Source organism: Microaerobacter geothermalis, assembly GCF_021608135.1.
Classification (GTDB): Bacteria; Bacillota; Bacilli; order DSM-22679; family DSM-22679; genus Microaerobacter; species Microaerobacter geothermalis.
This window is the reverse complement of record NZ_JAKIHL010000022.1, coordinates 19,370-37,223: the sequence shown is the minus strand read 5'-3', so window position 1 is coordinate 37,223 and position 17,854 is coordinate 19,370. Positions and strand designations below refer to the sequence as shown.

General features: G+C 41.1%; 19 protein-coding genes and 3 riboswitches. Of the genes, 17 read left to right on the top strand and 2 right to left on the bottom strand.

The window, feature by feature from the left end; translation table 11 throughout:
* Positions 1–46: 46 nt before the first annotated feature.
* Together L1765_RS09545 and L1765_RS09540 are read right to left on the bottom strand one after the other, a co-directional pair.
* Complete coding sequence (locus L1765_RS09545; protein ID WP_236406646.1) at positions 47–913, bottom strand: YqhG family protein; 867 nt, start codon at positions 911–913, stop codon at positions 47–49.
* Positions 910–2,616, bottom strand: coding sequence for a DEAD/DEAH box helicase (locus tag L1765_RS09540; RefSeq protein ID WP_236406644.1), 1,707 nt, complete (start codon positions 2,614–2,616; stop codon positions 910–912). Before L1765_RS09540 ends, L1765_RS09545 begins: the two co-directional genes overlap by 4 nt.
* Positions 2,617–2,833: 217 nt before the next feature.
* Positions 2,834–2,924, top strand: a riboswitch (glycine riboswitch).
* 3 nt (positions 2,925–2,927) lie between these two features.
* Positions 2,928–3,009: riboswitch (glycine riboswitch) on the top strand.
* A gap of 103 nt (positions 3,010–3,112) precedes the next feature.
* On the opposite strand from L1765_RS09540, the gene gcvT reads away from it, so the two are divergent.
* From gcvT to L1765_RS09455, 17 genes are all read left to right on the top strand, one after another.
* Positions 3,113–4,216 (top strand): glycine cleavage system aminomethyltransferase GcvT, encoded by a 1,104-nt coding sequence (gene gcvT / locus L1765_RS09535; protein ID WP_236406642.1) that lies wholly within the window; start codon positions 3,113–3,115, stop codon positions 4,214–4,216.
* Positions 4,217–4,228: 12 nt separating this feature from the next.
* Positions 4,229–4,609: a glycine cleavage system protein H gene (locus L1765_RS09530; RefSeq protein ID WP_236406641.1), complete on the top strand. Its 381-nt coding sequence runs from the start codon at positions 4,229–4,231 to the stop codon at positions 4,607–4,609.
* Positions 4,606–5,952 carry an aminomethyl-transferring glycine dehydrogenase subunit GcvPA gene (gene gcvPA, locus L1765_RS09525; protein WP_236406639.1) on the top strand — a complete coding sequence of 449 codons (1,347 nt, stop codon included), beginning with the start codon at positions 4,606–4,608 and terminating at the stop codon, positions 5,950–5,952. The genes L1765_RS09530 and gcvPA overlap by 4 nt, the downstream gene beginning before the upstream one ends.
* Positions 5,949–7,403: an aminomethyl-transferring glycine dehydrogenase subunit GcvPB gene (gcvPB, locus tag L1765_RS09520; RefSeq protein WP_236406637.1), complete on the top strand. Its 1,455-nt coding sequence runs from the start codon at positions 5,949–5,951 to the stop codon at positions 7,401–7,403. Before gcvPA ends, gcvPB begins: the two co-directional genes overlap by 4 nt.
* Positions 7,404–7,447: 44 nt before the next feature.
* A complete protein-coding gene (locus tag L1765_RS09515) occupies positions 7,448–8,296 on the top strand; it encodes a lipoate--protein ligase family protein (protein ID WP_236406636.1) in 849 nt (282 codons plus the stop codon).
* A gap of 275 nt (positions 8,297–8,571) precedes the next feature.
* A complete protein-coding gene (locus tag L1765_RS09510; RefSeq protein WP_236406634.1) occupies positions 8,572–9,000 on the top strand; it encodes a rubrerythrin family protein in 429 nt (142 codons plus the stop codon).
* Positions 9,001–9,014: 14 nt separating this feature from the next.
* On the top strand, positions 9,015–9,599 hold the full coding sequence (locus L1765_RS09505) for a DUF3501 family protein (protein ID WP_236406632.1): 585 nt from the start codon (positions 9,015–9,017) through the stop codon (positions 9,597–9,599).
* Positions 9,600–9,835: 236 nt separating this feature from the next.
* Positions 9,836–10,279: a peptidylprolyl isomerase gene (locus tag L1765_RS09500; RefSeq protein ID WP_236406629.1), complete on the top strand. Its 444-nt coding sequence runs from the start codon at positions 9,836–9,838 to the stop codon at positions 10,277–10,279.
* A 208-nt stretch (positions 10,280–10,487) separates the two neighbouring features.
* Positions 10,488–10,571, top strand: a riboswitch (cyclic di-GMP riboswitch).
* 69 nt (positions 10,572–10,640) lie between these two features.
* Positions 10,641–10,817 carry a Flp family type IVb pilin gene (locus tag L1765_RS09495; protein ID WP_236406626.1) on the top strand — a complete coding sequence of 59 codons (177 nt, stop codon included), beginning with the start codon at positions 10,641–10,643 and terminating at the stop codon, positions 10,815–10,817.
* Positions 10,818–10,920: 103 nt separating this feature from the next.
* A complete protein-coding gene (locus L1765_RS09490) occupies positions 10,921–11,322 on the top strand; it encodes a TadE/TadG family type IV pilus assembly protein (protein ID WP_236406624.1) in 402 nt (133 codons plus the stop codon).
* Between the two features lies 1 nt (position 11,323).
* The gene (locus tag L1765_RS09485) at positions 11,324–12,232 is read left to right on the top strand and encodes a Tad domain-containing protein (RefSeq protein ID WP_236406621.1); all 909 of its coding nucleotides are present in this window, start codon (positions 11,324–11,326) and stop codon (positions 12,230–12,232) included.
* Positions 12,233–12,244: 12 nt separating this feature from the next.
* A complete protein-coding gene (gene cpaB / locus L1765_RS09480; RefSeq protein WP_236406618.1) occupies positions 12,245–12,970 on the top strand; it encodes a Flp pilus assembly protein CpaB in 726 nt (241 codons plus the stop codon).
* Between the two features lie 38 nt (positions 12,971–13,008).
* Positions 13,009–14,205, top strand: a complete 1,197-nt coding sequence (locus tag L1765_RS09475) for an AAA family ATPase (protein WP_236406616.1) — start codon at positions 13,009–13,011, stop codon at positions 14,203–14,205.
* 30 nt (positions 14,206–14,235) lie between these two features.
* Complete coding sequence (locus L1765_RS09470; RefSeq protein ID WP_236406613.1) at positions 14,236–15,567, top strand: CpaF family protein; 1,332 nt, start codon at positions 14,236–14,238, stop codon at positions 15,565–15,567.
* Positions 15,568–15,582: 15 nt separating this feature from the next.
* Entirely contained in the window at positions 15,583–16,527 is a 945-nt protein-coding gene (locus L1765_RS09465; RefSeq protein WP_236406611.1) for a type II secretion system F family protein, read from the top strand.
* Positions 16,528–16,540: 13 nt separating this feature from the next.
* A complete protein-coding gene (locus L1765_RS09460; protein WP_236406608.1) occupies positions 16,541–17,455 on the top strand; it encodes a type II secretion system F family protein in 915 nt (304 codons plus the stop codon).
* 13 nt (positions 17,456–17,468) lie between these two features.
* Positions 17,469–17,852, top strand: coding sequence for a DUF192 domain-containing protein (locus tag L1765_RS09455; RefSeq protein ID WP_236406606.1), 384 nt, complete (start codon positions 17,469–17,471; stop codon positions 17,850–17,852).
* Positions 17,853–17,854: the final 2 nt, after the last annotated feature.

Below are 17,854 nucleotides of genomic sequence, written 5' to 3'. Positions count from 1 at the left end.
TGTTTGTTTTTCGATGCTGCCGTTTTTTTTCTATTTCCCTCTCTTTTTAGCGAATATTGGCATTGATTGTCAGGGGATGATTAGATAAATAAAAAATTCCAACATTGATTGGCTTTATTATAATTCTAGGCTTAAATTGCCAAGTCAATTCTTCTTCTTTTCTCTTTTTTTCTTCTTCCAACTTCTTTATCTTTTCATGTTCCTGCTGGCTAGCGGCTTGCAGCTCTTCCATTTCCATATCAAAATAAATACGGGTCAACTCCAGTTCATCATTCAATCGCTGGGCAGCATCCATTGCCCACTTCATATCTTCTTGTTCTACCCGTTTTAGGACCAGGGATTCACATACATTGGCGGCAGAAGATATAGAATAAATGGGTGTAATTGTATATCTTTTGTCCGGTATTTTAGGGGTTAGGGAATAGTGAAGCAGCAATGTATAAAAGTTAGCCAGCACTTCTCCTGAAACCAGATTGATTCCCAGGGAATACAGCATCTCTTTTTTCTGATCGCATATGAATTCAATTTTGTAATTGAGACAGAGCCAGGGATAAAGAGGAGCGGGTTGAAAGGGTTCTGGAACATTTTCATACAATCTAACATACTTTCCCCGTTTGATCGCGGATTGAAAAATTTGATGCAATCTGCTGCTTCCGAATTGAATGAACTCTCCCTTTAATTGCTCTTCTTTTGTTTGGGTATCCGTGTGTTCGAACTGAAGAGTTAATGTCAAAGGTTCAGGTTGGATGCCGGTTCTTTCCACAAATGCCCAATAAAAGGGCCTGTTCATTAAGTCTCTATCTGCTTCAGCGGAAAGAGATACCGTAAAAGAAGTTTTATCCGTGTGAATAAATGTTGATTCCATCGCTTCGAAATATCGCTTGACAAAGTGATGGGTTTGTTGGGGATTCATAATGAGAATACTCCTCCGTAAGAATCTAATTCGATGGAATTTTCCTTTTGAACGGATCGGATGACTTCGCTTAGATTCGTAAACTTAATTTCCATCTCCCTTTTGTTGTCTGATTCAATTAAGATATCGGCAATATTTTTTTCAATGTTTTTATGCAAATGGATCTGTTCCAATATAGCATCTAGTTGTCCGATCACCATTTCAAAAAGATGGATCTTTTCATACAAAAGGGTGAGAATATACTCCTCAATGGTATCAGAGGTTGACAAGTTATAAATGTATACATCTCTGGTCTGTCCCAAACGATGGATTCTTCCTATTCTTTGTTCCACTTTCATCGGATTCCAGGGCAGGTCATAGTTAATAATCTGGTTGCAAAACTGAAGATTAATTCCTTCTCCACCTGCTTCAGTGGCGATTAGAACCTGAGATTTTTTTTCAAACAGCTCTCTCATCCAGTCTTTTTTCCCCCTTCTAAATCCGCCGCGAAACAGAACAGACGTAATTCCCTCTTGAGCCAGGAGATCCTGAAGATACTCCTGGGTCGCCCTGTATTCCGTAAAGATAATCACCTTGTCCTTGATTTCTTTTATCAGTTGAATGACCTTCTGGGCTTTACTGTTATCTTTCACCCTTTGGAAGTCTTGGACCAATTCTTCAATGGCTGAACGGAACGACAGATTATTTTCCGCCTTTTTATGAAATTGTGATAAGGTAAGAAGAGCGGCATCATAACTGCTGCAAACTTCCCTTTGCAAGGTAATGAGAGAGAGAGAACTCTCCAATTGGCTGTGTGAAACATACTTTTCTTTAATCAATTGTGTCACTTTATCATAGATTCTTCTTTCCTCATCTGTCAGTTGAATGGGAATGGTTAAAATATGCCGTTCAGTAAAATGAATGTTCCCGTCCCGTCTTTTGTTTCTAACCATTACCTTTTCAATTTCTTTCTTTAACAGCATGGAATTTTTTGCTTTTCTTTTTCCGTTCATATAGTTATTCTGGAATGTTCTAAACTGCCCCAGGTAACCAGGTTTTAATAAGGTAATCAGATTATATAGTTCATGGAGATCGTTTTGAATGGGTGTAGCGGTTAACAACAAACAGTACTTTTTCTTTAACTGGTTGACAAATTCCCAGTTTCTCGTTTGCCTGTTTTTTAACTTGTGGGCTTCATCGATGATTAATATGTCATATTCCTGTTCCATCACATGGTTTCGATGGGGGGGCCGTTTCGCCGTATCGATGGAAGCTACCAGAATGTCATATTGTTTCCACATGTATTCTTTTTTTTGGGCCATTGCAGGAATGCCAAATTTTTGGTTTAATTCATAGGTCCACTGGGTGACCAAGGAGGCAGGAACAAGAATCAGGATTTTTTGCGCTAAGCCTCTGATCATATATTCCTTTATGATCAGACCTGCTTCGATGGTTTTTCCCAAACCGACCTCATCGGCCAAAATGGCCCTTCCCCTCATTTCGGTTATTACTTTTTTAGCTGCTTTAATTTGATGGGGAAATGGTTGGACGCTGGATAAATATTTTAAACATTGCAGCTCTCCAAAATCAGGGATCAACAGAGACTGTTCAGCTTCATAAGCCAGTTGAAACATTCTCCAATCATCCCATGGGCCATCTTCACTTAAACGGTGATGAAGCTCTTCTATCCAGGCATGGTCGAAAACAATATCCGGCGTATACATGATATAGCCTCCTTGAGAAGGGATATAATAGTTTAATTCCATCGTTGGTCCTCGTCTATAGAAATCGGTATTCTATCTGACGGTTAGAATTTGATAAAATTTTTGTCTAAACGGTTTGCCAAAGTAAAAAAAAATGATAGGATGAATTATGTGAATGTTATAGATAGTCATGTGTATTTTTCCCGGCGATTATTCTATATCCTATACATATTGGCGGATGAAGATAAGGGGAGAGTCCGCAGTTTGCGGCGCCGAAGGAGCAAGCCGAAAAAGGTGAATCTCTCAGGCAAAAAGACTTTTATTGGACGCAACTCTGGAGAGAGTCTATTTGGACCACCCAAGGGGAAACTTTGCTAACTTTGCAAAGGTAACTCTCAGGTACAAAGGACAGAGGACTGGTTAACCTTAACCGTTTTCTGTCCTTTTTTATGTGTACAAACAACTTTTTTCTCAAACCAGGGAAAAATATATTGAAAATAAGATGGAGGTGTGGGTCATGAGCCAACTTAAAAGAACTCCTTTGTTTCCCGTCTACGAGAAATATGGTGGAAAAACCATTGATTTTGGAGGATGGGAACTTCCGGTCCAATTCAGCAAGATTCAAGAGGAGCATGAAGCAGTTCGAAGTCGGGCCGGGCTGTTTGATGTATCCCATATGGGTGAAGTAATGGTGAAGGGGAAGGATGCCCTTTCCTACATTCAAATGTTGATTACCAATGATGTCTCCAAACTGGAAGTGAATCAAGCCCTGTATAGTCCGATGTGCTATCCCGATGGTGGAACAGTGGACGATTTGCTGGTTTATAAATTGGCAGATGATGAGTATCTTTTGGTAATTAATGCCTCCAACATTGAAAAAGATGTGGAATGGATGAAAAAACATCTAGAAGGAGAAGTGACTGTGACCAATGTTTCTTCTGAAACGGCACAGTTGGCCCTTCAAGGGCCCCTTGCGGAACAAGTTCTGCAAAAATTAACAGATACTGATTTGTCTCACATTGGTTTTTTTCGGTTTCACAAAAATATGGATTTAGATGGAATTCAAGCATTGGTATCAAGGACCGGATATACCGGCGAGGACGGATTTGAAATCTATTTGTCACCTGAGGATGCCATTTCGTTATGGGATAAAATTTTGGAGGCAGGAAAAGATGAAGGCGTATTGCCCTGTGGATTAGGGGCCAGGGATACCCTGAGATTTGAAGCCAAGCTTCCCTTGTACGGGCAAGAATTAACTGCGGACATTACCCCTATTGAAGCGGGGCTGGGATTTGCTGTCAAAACGGATAAGGTTGAGGATTTTATCGGAAAGGAAGTATTAAAGGATCAGAAGGAAAATGGTGCCCCAAGAAAATTAGTGGGAATCGAAATGATTGACAGAGGCATTCCCCGTTCTCATTACCCTGTATATGCAGGAGATGAAAAAATAGGAGAGGTAACCACAGGAACCCAATCCCCCACACTTAAAAAGAATGTGGGATTGGTGTTGATAAAAAAGGAATATGCAGAATTGGGGCAGGAATTGGACGTTGAAATCCGCGGAAAGAGATTAAAGGCCGCAGTTGTGAAAACACCTTTTTACAAACGGAATAAAAAATAAGGGAGAAGTGAGATGGAAGTTAAGTTAAGTCGTGAACATCTTTGGCTTAAAGAGGTGCATCCATTTCGATTTCTGATTGGCATCACCAGTCATGCTCTCCATCATTGGGGAGAGATAGTTGGCATGGAACTTCCTTCAAAAGGGATGGAAATAAAGAAAGATGAGCCTATAGGAACAGTAGAAACAGAAAAATCAGTCCATGATTTGTATGCGCCGCTAACCGGAAAAATTGTCGAAGTAAATCCAAAATGGGTGAATGCTAGTCAGGACCAACTAAAAAATTTTGAGTTCTGGGATTGGATTCTTGTGCTGGATGCCAACGATCCCCATGAAATGACTCAATTGATGACTGTGAAGGAATATGAACATTGGGTAAAGGAGGAACAAAGGTGAAGTTTCGCTATCTTCCCACAACATCAGAAGACCGTCGAGAAATGCTTAAATTTTTAGGCATTGAATCCATTGATGAATTATTTTCAGATATCCCTAAAAAAGTAAGGTTTCAAGGTGAACTAAATATTCCTGAAGCCTTGTCTGAACCTGAGTTGGTCAGACATATGGGTTCTTTGGCCAAAAAAAATGCAAGCTTTGATCAATATGTCTCTTTTCTTGGAGCTGGGGTGTATGAACATTATATCCCCAGCGTAGTCAATCATGTGATTTCCCGTTCAGAATTTTATACCGCATATACTCCCTATCAACCGGAAATTAGCCAAGGAGAGCTGCAAGCGATTTTTGAGTATCAAACGATGATGGCCGAGATTACTGGGATGGATGTCGTCAATTCATCCATGTATGACGGCCCAACGGCCTTGGCAGAAGGGGCAGCAATGGGGGCTGCCGTCACAAAGAGGCGAAAGCTGGTAGTTTCGCGTTCCGTTCATCCGGAATCGAGGGCCATACTGGCAACGTATGCAAAGGGACAAGGTTTGGAAGTCGTCGAAGTAGGCATTAAAAATGGGCTTACTGATCTAGAAGAACTCGAAATGACCGTGAATGAAGAATCAGCAGTGGTTATTGTACAATATCCCAATTTCTTTGGAAACATAGAAGATTTGGCTGCGATTGAAAAAATTGCCCATCGCCACGGAGGATTGTTTCTTGTAAGCAGCAATCCCCTTTCATTGGGGATACTTCAACCTCCGGGATCTTTCGGAGCAGACATTGTGGTGGGAGATGCACAACCCTTTGGGATTCCCAGCGGACTGGGTGGACCCCATTGCGGATATTTTGCGACAACCCAGTCTTTGATGAGACGCATGCCGGGGAGAATTGTCGGCCAGACAAAAGATGAGGAAGGAAGAAGGGGATTTGTCCTTACGCTTCAGGCACGTGAGCAGCATATACGAAGGGAAAAAGCGACCTCAAATATCTGCTCCAATCAAGCCTTAAACGCTCTGGCAGCCGCTGTTTGGATGACGGCTCTAGGCAAGCAGGGGTTGCAGGAAATTGCGATGCTAAATCTGCAAAAAGCCCATTATGCTCAAAAGGAAATCAGTTGTTTGGACGGATTTGAGACAGCCTTCGATGCTCCGTTCTTTAATGAATTTGTCATAAAGGTTCCTTCATCCGTTGGTGAAATGAATAAACAGCTTCTTCAGAAAGGGATCATTGGGGGATATGATCTGGGTAGAGAATATCAGGAACTGGATGGACATATGTTGATTGCGGTTACAGAGATGAGGACAAAGGAACAAATTGATCAATTGGTCAATGGATTGGGGGGAGTACAATGAGAAAAGAAATGAAACTGATTTTCGAACGGAGTAAGCCAGGACGTGTTGCGTATAATCTCCCTGCATGTGATGTGCCAGAAGTATCCATGACTGAAATCATTCCTTCTGCATTTATCAGGGAAATCCCGGCTGATCTTCCGGAAGTATCAGAGTTGGAATTGATGCGACATTATACAGAACTTTCCCATCGTAATCATGGAGTGGATTCTGGTTTTTATCCGTTGGGATCTTGCACCATGAAATATAATCCAAAGATTAATGAAGATGTGGCAAGGTATCCCGGGTTTGCCCATATTCATCCTTATCAATCTGAGGAGACGATTCAAGGAGCCCTTGAACTTTTATATCACCTGCAACATGATTTGGCAGAAATTACAGGTATGGATGCCGTTACTCTTCAACCTGCCGCAGGCGCCCACGGAGAATGGACCGGACTCATGCTGATTCGAGCCTATCATGAAAGCAAGGGAGATAAAAGGACAAAGGTTATTGTACCTGATTCAGCCCATGGTACTAATCCAGCCAGTGCAACCGTTGCAGGTTTTGAAACCGTCACAGTGAAGTCTAATGAAAATGGATTGGTGGATATTGAAGCACTGAAGAAGGCGGTTGGTCCGGATACGGCTGCTTTGATGCTGACAAACCCAAACACCTTGGGATTGTTTGAAGAGGAAATTGTAGAGATTGCAGAGATTGTTCATGAAGCTGGAGGGCTTTTGTATTATGACGGAGCCAATGCCAATGCGATTTTAGGTATTGCTCGTCCTGGAGATATGGGATTTGATGTGGTTCATTTGAACCTTCATAAGACCTTCTCCACTCCCCATGGAGGAGGAGGACCAGGTGCTGGCCCTGTAGGCGTGAAAAAAGAATTAATCCCATTCTTACCAAAGCCACAGGTGACTAAGGATGAAAAAGGGTATCGATTTGATTACGATATTCCCCAATCCATTGGAAAAGTAAAAGCTTATTACGGAAACTTTGGGATTCTGGTCCGGGCGTATGCCTATATCCGTACCATGGGACCGAAAGGGTTGCGTCAGGTTTCTGAAAACGCGGTTTTAAATGCCAACTATATGATGAGAAAGCTAGCTCCTTATTATGATCTTCCCCATGATAAGCATTGCAAGCATGAATTTGTTCTTTCCGGAAAACGTCAAAAGAAATTAGGCGTAAGAACATTGGATATCGCAAAGAGACTTCTTGATTTCGGTTATCATCCGCCTACAATCTATTTCCCGCTGATTGTTGAGGAATGTTTGATGATTGAGCCGACTGAGACGGAATCAAAAGAGACATTAGATCAATTTATAAATGTCATGATTCAAATTGCAAAAGAGGCAGAAGAGACGCCTGAAATCGTTCAGGAAGCCCCCCACAATACAGTGGTTAGTCGTTTGGACGAGGTTACCGCAGCCAGAAAACCTGTATTAAGATACTTTTGTGAATAAAATAAAAACCAATAATTTTAATTCTTGAATAAAGGTGGAATTTCATGGAGAACCATTCTGCTAGGGAAACATGGAGATTCATTAACAGCGGCAGACGAAGCCCTGAAATGAACATGGCATTGGATGAGGCAATGATACTTTTACATCAACAGGGAAAAATTCCTCCGACGATTCGCTTTTATACATGGGAACCTGCTACTTTATCAATAGGTTACTTTCAAAAAGCAGAAAAAGAAGTAAATCTGGCCAAAGTGAAGGAATATGGTTTGGGTTTTGTGAGACGGCCAACGGGAGGAAGAGCCGTTCTTCATGATAAAGAGTTAACTTACAGTGTTGTTGTCTCTGAAGAACATCCTATGATGCCCCGATCTGTAACAGAAGCTTACAGGGTTCTTAGTTTGGGTCTTCTTGAAGGATTTAAAAAATTAGGATTAAATGCCGAAATGGTCTCTTTAGCTTCCGAGGAGGAGAAGAAAAAGTATGCTTCAGTAGGTTCTGCCGCATGCTTTGATTCCCCATCCTGGTATGAGTTGGTGGTTGAAGGAAGAAAAGTGGCAGGAAGTGCCCAAACCAGACAGAAGGGTGTCATTCTTCAACATGGTTCCATATTATTAGATATGGATGTAAATCTTTTATTTGATGTGCTTCAATTTCCCAGTGACCGGGTAAAAGAAAGAATGAAAAAAGGATTTATGGAAAAAGCAGTGACCATCAATCAATTATCTCCTAAACCTGTCACGATTGAGGAGGCGATTACTGCATTCCGGCACGGATTTTCTAAGGGCTTAAATGTTGATCTCGTTGAAGGAATCCTAACTGATGAAGAAGAATCCTTGGCTCTTCAATTGGTTAAGGGAAGGTATGGTACCGCAGATTGGAATTTAAAACGCTGATTTAAAACGATATAAAACTTTTACAATTTCTTGACATTTAAAAATGAAATCGAATGGGATGAGTGAATGTATGATATACTTATCACACTCTCCCTTTTCTTTTTGGCATGATGAAACTTAATCTGACCACGAAAAATCAGGTACTATAACAGCCTGATTTTTTCACAAGTAAAAAATAAACCTAGTTTCTTTATATTGACATCCAAAGATATGTAATTTATAATAATTATTAATTAAAAATTAGTATAAATAAAATATTTAAAGGAGGAAAATTCATGAAAACATTAGCAGGCAGCGAAACATTAAAAAATTTAAAAACGGCATTTGCGGGAGAATCCCAAGCTAACCGGAGATATCTTTACTTTGCAAAACACGCGGAATCAGAAGGGCTGGAGGATGTAGCCAATTCCTTTAAACGAATTGGTGATGGAGAGACTTCCCATGCCTTTGGTCACTTTGATATGCTATTAAAATTTGGTGCTGGAGATCCTGTAACTGATATGCCTGTAGGAACAACGAAGGAAAACCTGGCATCAGCCATAGCCGGTGAAGAGTATGAATTTAGTGAAATGTATCCCGGTTTTGCAAGAGTGGCCAGGGAAGAAGGATTTGAAGAAGTGGCGGAATGGTTTGAAGTAATGGCTAAATCTGAAAAAGCCCATGCCAATACCTTTAAGAAAATATTAGAAAAACTCAATGGATAACTAGGAGTTGTGTGATGAAAAAACTGAGTATAGAAGATTTGCTTCCTTACGACCAGTATGTCAAGGTTCAGTTTAAATTTTTACAGGAAGTGATAGAAGAGAAAAAAGGTCTCCGGGTAACCATTAGTGATAAAATGACCGGACTCTTTGAATCGAAACTAACGGTTTGGTTTCAGATTCAGGAAATGATTCGGGCAGAGCAGATTACTCGGGAAGATTATCTTGAGGAAATGTTGGAAGTATATAATGACCTTCTGCCGGAGGAGAAAGAGTTAAGTATGACCCTTTTTATTGAAATTCCCAATCAGAATGAACTTAGGGCCTTTAACAAAACGATAGTGGGGATTGAAGAAGCAGTTCAACTTCACTTTGACGGAGAAATTGTTCAATCCTACGAACCGGGAGAAGGGGAAGAAGATGAGGATTACACACAATCTGTTCATTATCTCCACTTTCCCTTTTCAGATGAGCAAATAGAAAAGTTTCTGAAGGCTTCAAAGGTAACTTTAAAGGTTAACCATCAAAATTATCATGCAGAAACGATTCTACCTGATAAAACACTAGTTCAATTAAAAAAACAGCTCCAGCAAGAACTATAGTTCTTTAGAGCTAATCGATTCTGATCATTTTGTCTAAATTGTGACATAAAATTTTAACCGTATGGGATTTTGTTCCTATACGGTTTGTTTTTACTTCTATTTTTCCTTATAATCGTGTGTATGTGGAACTAAACATTCACATGTCAGCTAATCGAGTTCGTCGAAAAAGTGTTCAGGTTCAATTCAAGTCTGAAGAACGTAGGAGATTTCTTAATTCAGTAAAAGGAGATGTCATGATGGCTAAACAAGCTAAAGTAACGATGGAAAATGGAGCAGAAATTGTTTTGGAGCTGTTTGAAAAAGATGCACCAAATACCGTTGCCAATTTTGAAAAGTTGGCTAATAGTGGTTTTTATAATGGATTAACCTTCCATCGGGTGATCCCCGGATTTGTGGCCCAGGGCGGTTGCCCATATGGAACTGGAACCGGCGGTCCAGGCTACACTATAAAATGTGAGATAGAGAATAATCCCAATAAGCATGAACAGGGATCATTGGCCATGGCCCATGCCGGAAAGGATACTGGGGGAAGCCAATTTTATATTTGCTATGAGCCTCAACCCCATCTTAACGGGCGGCATACCGTATTTGGAAAAGTGATTTCCGGAATGGAACATGTCGATCAGTTCAGGGGACAAGATAAAATGAGAACTGTAGAAGTATATGAAGTGAACCGTTAACGCTACAATTTTTATCCGAAAGGAGCCCACAATAATATCTGGTTTTTTGAGGATGGAGTCAAAGGCGATATAGGAATTAAGCCCTATATCGTCTTTTTTGTGGGTAAAAAATGGGACTTTGGTCCTGCCCAAAAATCAGGGAGTTAGTTGGATACCAAATCATGGGCCTATCTTTTACAATGATGTCAACAAGGAAATACACTCTCTGCAGAAACAAAGGCAAACCTTCCGAAAGGAGGGGACGCAAAGCCGAGGACCTAAGGCTAGATGCTATGGTGGCCGGGTTGCTGATTGCAGAGGTTATCCCTCACAATCAGTCGTGAGAGTGTTCCTTATATCAAAATTAAAGGAGGAACCGATCATGATGATGCTGTGGAATTGGTTGAGTTGGTTAAAGAAGGATGAAAAAGGTCAAGGATTGGTAGAATACGGACTGATCATCGCATTGGTTGGAGTTGTTGTCGCTGTCGCATTAACGGCAATGAGTGGTGGTCTAGGTGCACTGTTTAACGATATTAACACTAGAGTAACCCCATGATCCAAAAATATGTAGAACAAGAAAATGAAAAGGGCTCTTCCTCAATATGGGGCAAGGGCCTTTTTTCTCAGAGGAATATGACATGCTGGGAGGTGTGATTGGAATGAATTTTTTTGGGAGTAAGCTTCACGAAGAAAAGGGGCAGTCGCTGGTGGAGTTTGCTTTAGTTCTCCCGGTTCTTCTCCTTCTCTTATTAGGAATAGCTGAGTTTGGACGAATTTTTTATTCTTACCTCGTGATTAATCAGGCCGCTAGGGATGCTGTTAGGTATGGCAGCGTGTCAGCTACAGATGTACAGATGCAGCAGGTGATTGAGAGGGAAACCAGCGATTTGGAACAGGAGAATTTAACCATTCAAATTACTCCCAATACTGATTTACGCCAAAGGGGCGAGCCTGTTGAAGTGACGATCAATTATAATGTTCCGCTTCTCACTCCCTTGTTTCGTACGCTTATTCCTGACCCATTCCCTCTAAAAGCCGAAATGGTTATGAGGGTGGAATAACATGAATCAACTCATTCAATTGATAAATGAAGAACGTGGAAATGCCATTCTTTTTACCGCATTGATGATCACTGCACTTTTTGGATTTTCCGCCCTTGTGGTTGATGCAGGACAAATTTTTGTTGAGGACCAGAAGCTGCAAAATGCCCTGGATGCCGCTGTGTTAGCCGGTGTTCAAGATATTGTGAAAGGTCAGGATGCGGCCAGAGAAATGACCATCAATTATGCTCAGAAAAATGGGGTTAGCCAATTGGATGTCTATGTTGATTACAGTAATAAAATGGTAAGTGCCACAGCAATGAAAGAGATCCCTCTATTTTTTGCAAAAATTTTTGGCAGGACTACATTTCCTGTTAGTGCCGCTTCCACTGCCCAAATTGGTGTCATTTCAAAAGGGGAAGGATTTGCGCCACTGGGAATAGAAAAGCAATCCTTTCAATACGGAGAGATGTACCGTTTAAAGGAAGGCGGAGGGGAAGGAAGTAACGGTAACTATGGTGCTTTGGCGTTGGGGGGATCGGGGGCATCCAATTACCGGGATAACTTGAAATACGGCTATGAAGGAGAGCTTTCCATTGGTATGAAGGTTTCCACAGAACCCGGAAACATGGCAGGACCTACAAGACAAGCGTTAGATTATCTATTGTCTAACAGTGACTGTGATGATTTCACACAGGCAACCCGTGACTGTCCGCGGGTGGTATATGTTCCTGTGGTTGACGGACTAGATGAAGCATCCGGCAGGGATGAAGTTACAATTGTCGGTTTTGCTGCCTTCTACTTGGAAGATGTGGAAAATGACCGGGGAAGGGCAGTAATTACCGGCCGTTTTATTCAAATGGTTTATCCTGGTGATTTTTCAACCCAAGCAGGGGGTTATGGTCTTTATGGTGTTAAGTTGGTCAACTAGGGGGAAAGACATATGAATCAAAAAATATTGTTTATCATTTCTCTTATTTTAGCTTCGATTACGACAATCTTGTTTTATTTATATATGGATGGCGAGAAAAAAAAAGAAGCTCAGCTTCAAAACGTGAATATCGTGGTTGCTGCCAGGGAAATTCCCCCAAAAACTTTAATTACTCAAGAAATGGTGACAATGAAAGAAATTAATAGAACATTTCTTCATCCAAAAATGATGCGAAATATTCAAGATGTGGTGGGTAAATATGCTAGAACAGCCATCATTCAGGATGAGCCTATCATGTCCAGCCGCTTGATTGATCCAAATGAGGTAACGGATCATTTTGCGTACACAATTTCTGAAGGCTATCGAGCCATAACCCTTTCTTATAATCCGGTGATGGGATTAGCAGGATTGGTTCAGCCGGGGGACCGGGTGGATGTGGTCGGTACCTATGTGATATCGAATCCAAAGGAAGGGGAACCATCAGCTAAATCTAAGATTTTTATTCAGGATGTTCAGGTATTGTCGGTCGGGACCACCTTTTTTCCCGTTGAAGAAGGAGGAGAACGCAAGCAGGAAGAAGTGAAGCTGGAGACCATTACCCTTGAAGTTAAGCCAGTTGAAGCCGAAATACTCACTCTGGCAGAAGAACAGGGTAGTATTCGCCTATTACTACGTCCGGTGAATAGTCAAGAAAGGGTTAACACAAACGGTGTCACCAGTTTGGAACTTTTAAAGTAAATCAGGCTTATATGATTCCTAGAAGGAAGTGAACAGGGATGCAAGAATACATTCGTATTTTAATTGCTGATGATATCGCGGAGACTAGGGAAAATATCAGACGCCTTCTATCCTTCGAAGAAGGTGTTGAAGTGGTTGGGGAAGCTGCAAACGGAATAGAAGCGGTGGAAATGGCCAAAAAACTGCAGCCGGATATTGTTCTTATGGATATTAATATGCCGGAGATGGATGGGATAGAGGCAACAGAAAAAATATCTCTTCAAGTCCCTAAGGCGGGCGTCATCGTAGTCTCTGTCCAAGGAGAACAGGATTATTTAAAAAAAGCGATGCGCGCCGGGGCAAAGGAATATATTATTAAACCATTTTCTCCCGATGATTTGATCAATACCATTTTGCAAGTGGTTCAAATGATAAAAAAATATAAGAACACGGTTTATACCCATCAATTAATGGAAGAAGGGGTTGTCTCCTCACCTAAAGTAATTACTGTCTTTGGCGGCAGCGGCGGCACAGGAAAAACTTGTTTGGCCGTTCATACTGCTATACAGTTGGTAAAAAGGAATAAAAAGGCAGTTCTTCTGGATTTGGATTTATGGTTTGGAGATATCTCAAATATAATGAACCTAAGTCCCAGACAAACTTTATATCATATCATCAATGAAGTGGAACGAATGAGTGGAGAAGAGTTGGCTGCCCTTTGTTTGGACCATTCGTCCGGATTAAAAGTCCTTCCGGCACCGGTGAAGCCGGAACAGGCAGAACTGATCACTGGGAGGCATGTGGAACGGATCATTCGGCTGATACAGGAACAATTTGACTTCATTGTGATCGATACGCCGGCTCAGTTCTCAGAGGTAGTGTTGCAAGCCATTGACCAGACGGATACCCTGTTATTGCTTCAAACGCCCCATATGACAGGACTGCAGAATAATAAAAGGGTATTAGAGGTCTTATCCAGCATTCATTTTGACAAGAAAAAAATCAGATTAATTGTAAATCGAAGTGATCTTCCCTATGGATTAAAGCTAAAGGATATAAAAGAGATCTTGAATCTCGATGTATTTGAAACTTTACCTGAGGAACCTTTGCTGACTTCGGCCATTAATCGGGGGGAGCCCCTCATAAGCAGCAATGGAAAATGGTCAAAAAAGGTGGAGAAATTAAGCAAAAGAATTGTAGCAGAAGGAGAATTAAGGTCTGGTTCAAAGAAGAAAAAATGGTTTTCCTTTGTTTAAGATATTAAGCCTTAAGGTGGTGAATACTCCATGTCGTTACTTAAAAGAATGGAAAAGGAAAAGAAATTGGAAGGATCAAGAATGTCAAAATCAGTAGTAACCAAATCAGCCATTGAGAAAAAAATAGATTTTAATCAATATCATGACCCCTATGCCGAGATTAAAATGAAAATTCATCGATTGCTGGTAGAAGAGCTGGGAAAAGACGATTTGGATGAAGGAGCAGAATCAGAGAAGCAAATGATAGACTTAATTGAACGATTCTTATCCCAGGATGACAAACTGTGGTCCAAAGCGGAGACCGAACAAATTACTCAGGAACTTTTGGCTGAAATCAGAGGGTATGGGCCGATTGACAGCCTCTTAAAGGATCCGGAAATTTCTGAAGTGATGGTGAATCACCCCCATCAGGTCTTCATTGAGAGAAAGGGGAAACTGGAACAGGTACCAGTTCGTTTTCGCGATCATGAACACGTCATGAGGATTATTGAAAAAATCGTTTCCCCCCTTGGAAGGAGAATTGATGAAAGTTCTCCTATGGTAGATGCGAGACTTCCCGACGGCTCCCGGGTAAATGCCATCATTCCTCCTTTGGCTTTAAAGGGTCCCTGTATCACGATCAGGAAGTTTTCCAAAGATCCATTTACGATCAGTGATCTCATATCTTTTCAAACCTTGACTCCAATGATGTCATATTTTTTGGAGGCTTGTGTAAAGGCAAGATTAAATATCGTCGTTTCTGGAGGAACAGGTTCTGGAAAAACCACCACACTAAATGTTCTTTCTTCCTTTATTCCATCGAATGAACGAATTGTCACCATTGAAGACGCGGCAGAACTGCAGCTTCGTCAGGAACATGTGGTTACTTTGGAAACCCGGCCGGCCAACGTGGAAGGAAAGGGTGAAATTACCATTCGCGATTTAGTGAAAAACAGTTTGCGGATGAGACCGGATCGTATCGTAGTGGGAGAGGTGAGAAGCGGAGAGGCTTTGGATATGTTGCAGGCCATGAATACTGGTCATGATGGCTCATTGACGACAGGTCATGCCAATTCTCCAAGGGATATGCTTTCCCGTTTAGAGACGATGGTACTTATGGCTGGAATGGATCTTCCGATTAAAGCCATTCGTGAACAAATTTCCTCGGCGATTAATCTGATTGTACAGCAGAACCGATTAAAGGATGGATCGAGAAAAATCACCCAGATTACTGAAGTACTGGGAATGGAAGGGGAAGTCATTACCATGCAGGATCTTTTCATTTATTCTCAAGGGGAGTTTCGGGCCACAGGAATTATACCAAAATGCTTTGAAAAGATTAAGGATTTAGGAATTCCCATTAGTACTGAATGGTTTCAGTGAATGGGGGATTAACAAATGTGGCTACTTTTGATCTTCATTTTCACTACAGCTTTTATTATATTTCTGTGGATCAGTCAGTTCTTTTCACTGGAGAAGAGACGAATCAGAAACAGGATGAAGGGACTTACTGCCTTATATCATCAAGCAGGTCATGCTGAAGAAGTATCGGAAGAAAAAAAGGAAAAGCCTATGCCAAAAGTATCCTTCATTCAGAAGTTGGATGACAAATTGAGAAATGATTTAAAATTAGCCAATTTGCCAATTAAAAACCGCGAATTTGTCTTATTTCAGTTACTTCTGTTAATGACTGGTTTCTTTCTTGGATGGTTACTTACTCAGAATCTCATGAGGAGCTTTCCATTTTCTTTCATTTTCGCTAGCTTTCCCATTCTCTATGTCCGGTTGCGGAAGCAGAAAAGAAAGGAAAGGCTTGAGGGTCAGCTGGTAGAGATGATTCAGATGGTCTCCAATTCATTAAAGGCAGGATATTCATTGATACAGTCTTTGGAAGTGCTGTCCCAAGAGATGGCGCCCCCTTTATCTGATGAAGTGACACGGCTCATCCAGGAAATGAAGCTAGGACTGCCCGTAGAAGAAGCATTAATCCAATTTAGCAGCAGAATTGGAAGTAAGGACCTGGATATGATTATTACGGCGATGTTGATTCAGAGACAGGTGGGTGGGAATTTGGCCCGGATCTTAGACTCTATAGCGGAAACCATCAGGGAAAGAACCCGAATTCAGGGTGAAATCAAGACTCTGACTGCCCAAGGAAGAATGTCAGGCTTTATATTTATGCTTCTTCCTCCCGGAATAGGAGTGATACTCTATTTGGTCAATCCTGAATATATATCGATTCTTATAAAAAATCCGATGGGATTATTTATGTTGGGGATAGCATTTGCTAGTCAATTGGTTGGTGCCGTTTTAATCCGAAGAATTGTCAAAATTGAGGTATAGGGGAGGATAAGCGATGCTATGGGCCGGTATTTTTTTCTTGTTTATGACTTTGACGGTGGGGATTTTTCTCTGCTTACAAATCCTGTTTCGGCATTCTCTGCGAGTACAGGAGAGACTATTAAAATTAAAGGAGAAGAAGGTGGAAGAGAAGGATTCCAATCTTTCCCTCCCTTTTAAAGAGAGAATTGTAAAGCCTCTATTTAAAACAATTGGAAAATCTGCATCTAAATTAGCACCTGATTCCATTCGTATTCATGAACAGCAATTAATTCAGCGGGCCGGGTTATCCGCCAAATTTCATATTATTGAGTGGTTAGCGTGGAGATTGGTTTTTCTGCTGATGGGGATCGGGATTGGGTTTGCCATCTCTTTTCCCATTAATGAGTACTTAAGCAAATGGCTATTATTTTTTTCCTTTATCTTTGCAGGATTTTATTTTCCTCATTTTTACTTAAAAACCCAGGTAACCAAAAGACAAACACTCATTCAAAAGGATTTGCCCGACTTTCTGGATATGCTGTGCGTCAGTGTGGAGGCAGGGCTTGGCTTTGACTCCAGTTTGGCAAAAGTTGTGGAAAAAGGGAGCGGGCCTTTGGCGGAAGAGTTTGGACGTGTCCTTTATGAGATGAAAATGGGAAAAATGAGGAAGGAAGCGTTACGGGCGATGGCTGAACGAATTCATTTGGATGATGTAAATCAATTTGTAAGCGGGCTGATTCAGGCGGATACATTGGGTGTTCGTATAGGAAATATTTTGCGGATTTTATCTGTGGATATAAGACAAAAAAGAAAGCAACGAGCAGAGGAAAAGGCGATGAAGGCACCTATTAAAATTTTGTTTCCCCTCGTATTCTTCGTATTTCCCGCCATATTCATTTTAATTATTGGTCCAGCCATTATTAATATTATGGATTTTTTCCTGAAGTAAGGGGGAACTTTAGTTGAACCGGATTACAGTGATCAATGAGAGAACCCACAAAATATTGGGAGACCGTATTATCTGGGCCAACCATTTTTATACCCGTCTTAAAGGTCTTCTGGGTAAAAAGGAATTGAATAAGGGGGAAGGAATTTGTTTGATTCCTTGTTCATCCGTTCACACCTTCTTTATGAAGATTCCCTTGGATGTGATCTTTGTAAAAAAGAAAGCGGAGGGGAAATATCAGGTGATTCGATGGAAGGAGGGAATAACTTCAGGAAAAGTGATTTTCTCAAAAGGTGCTGATGCGGTACTAGAATTGCCGACAGGAACAATATCCCGTTCACATACGATGGAGGGGGACATCATTCGATTGCTGCCTTCAGATAAGCTCCCGTCTGTATAAGA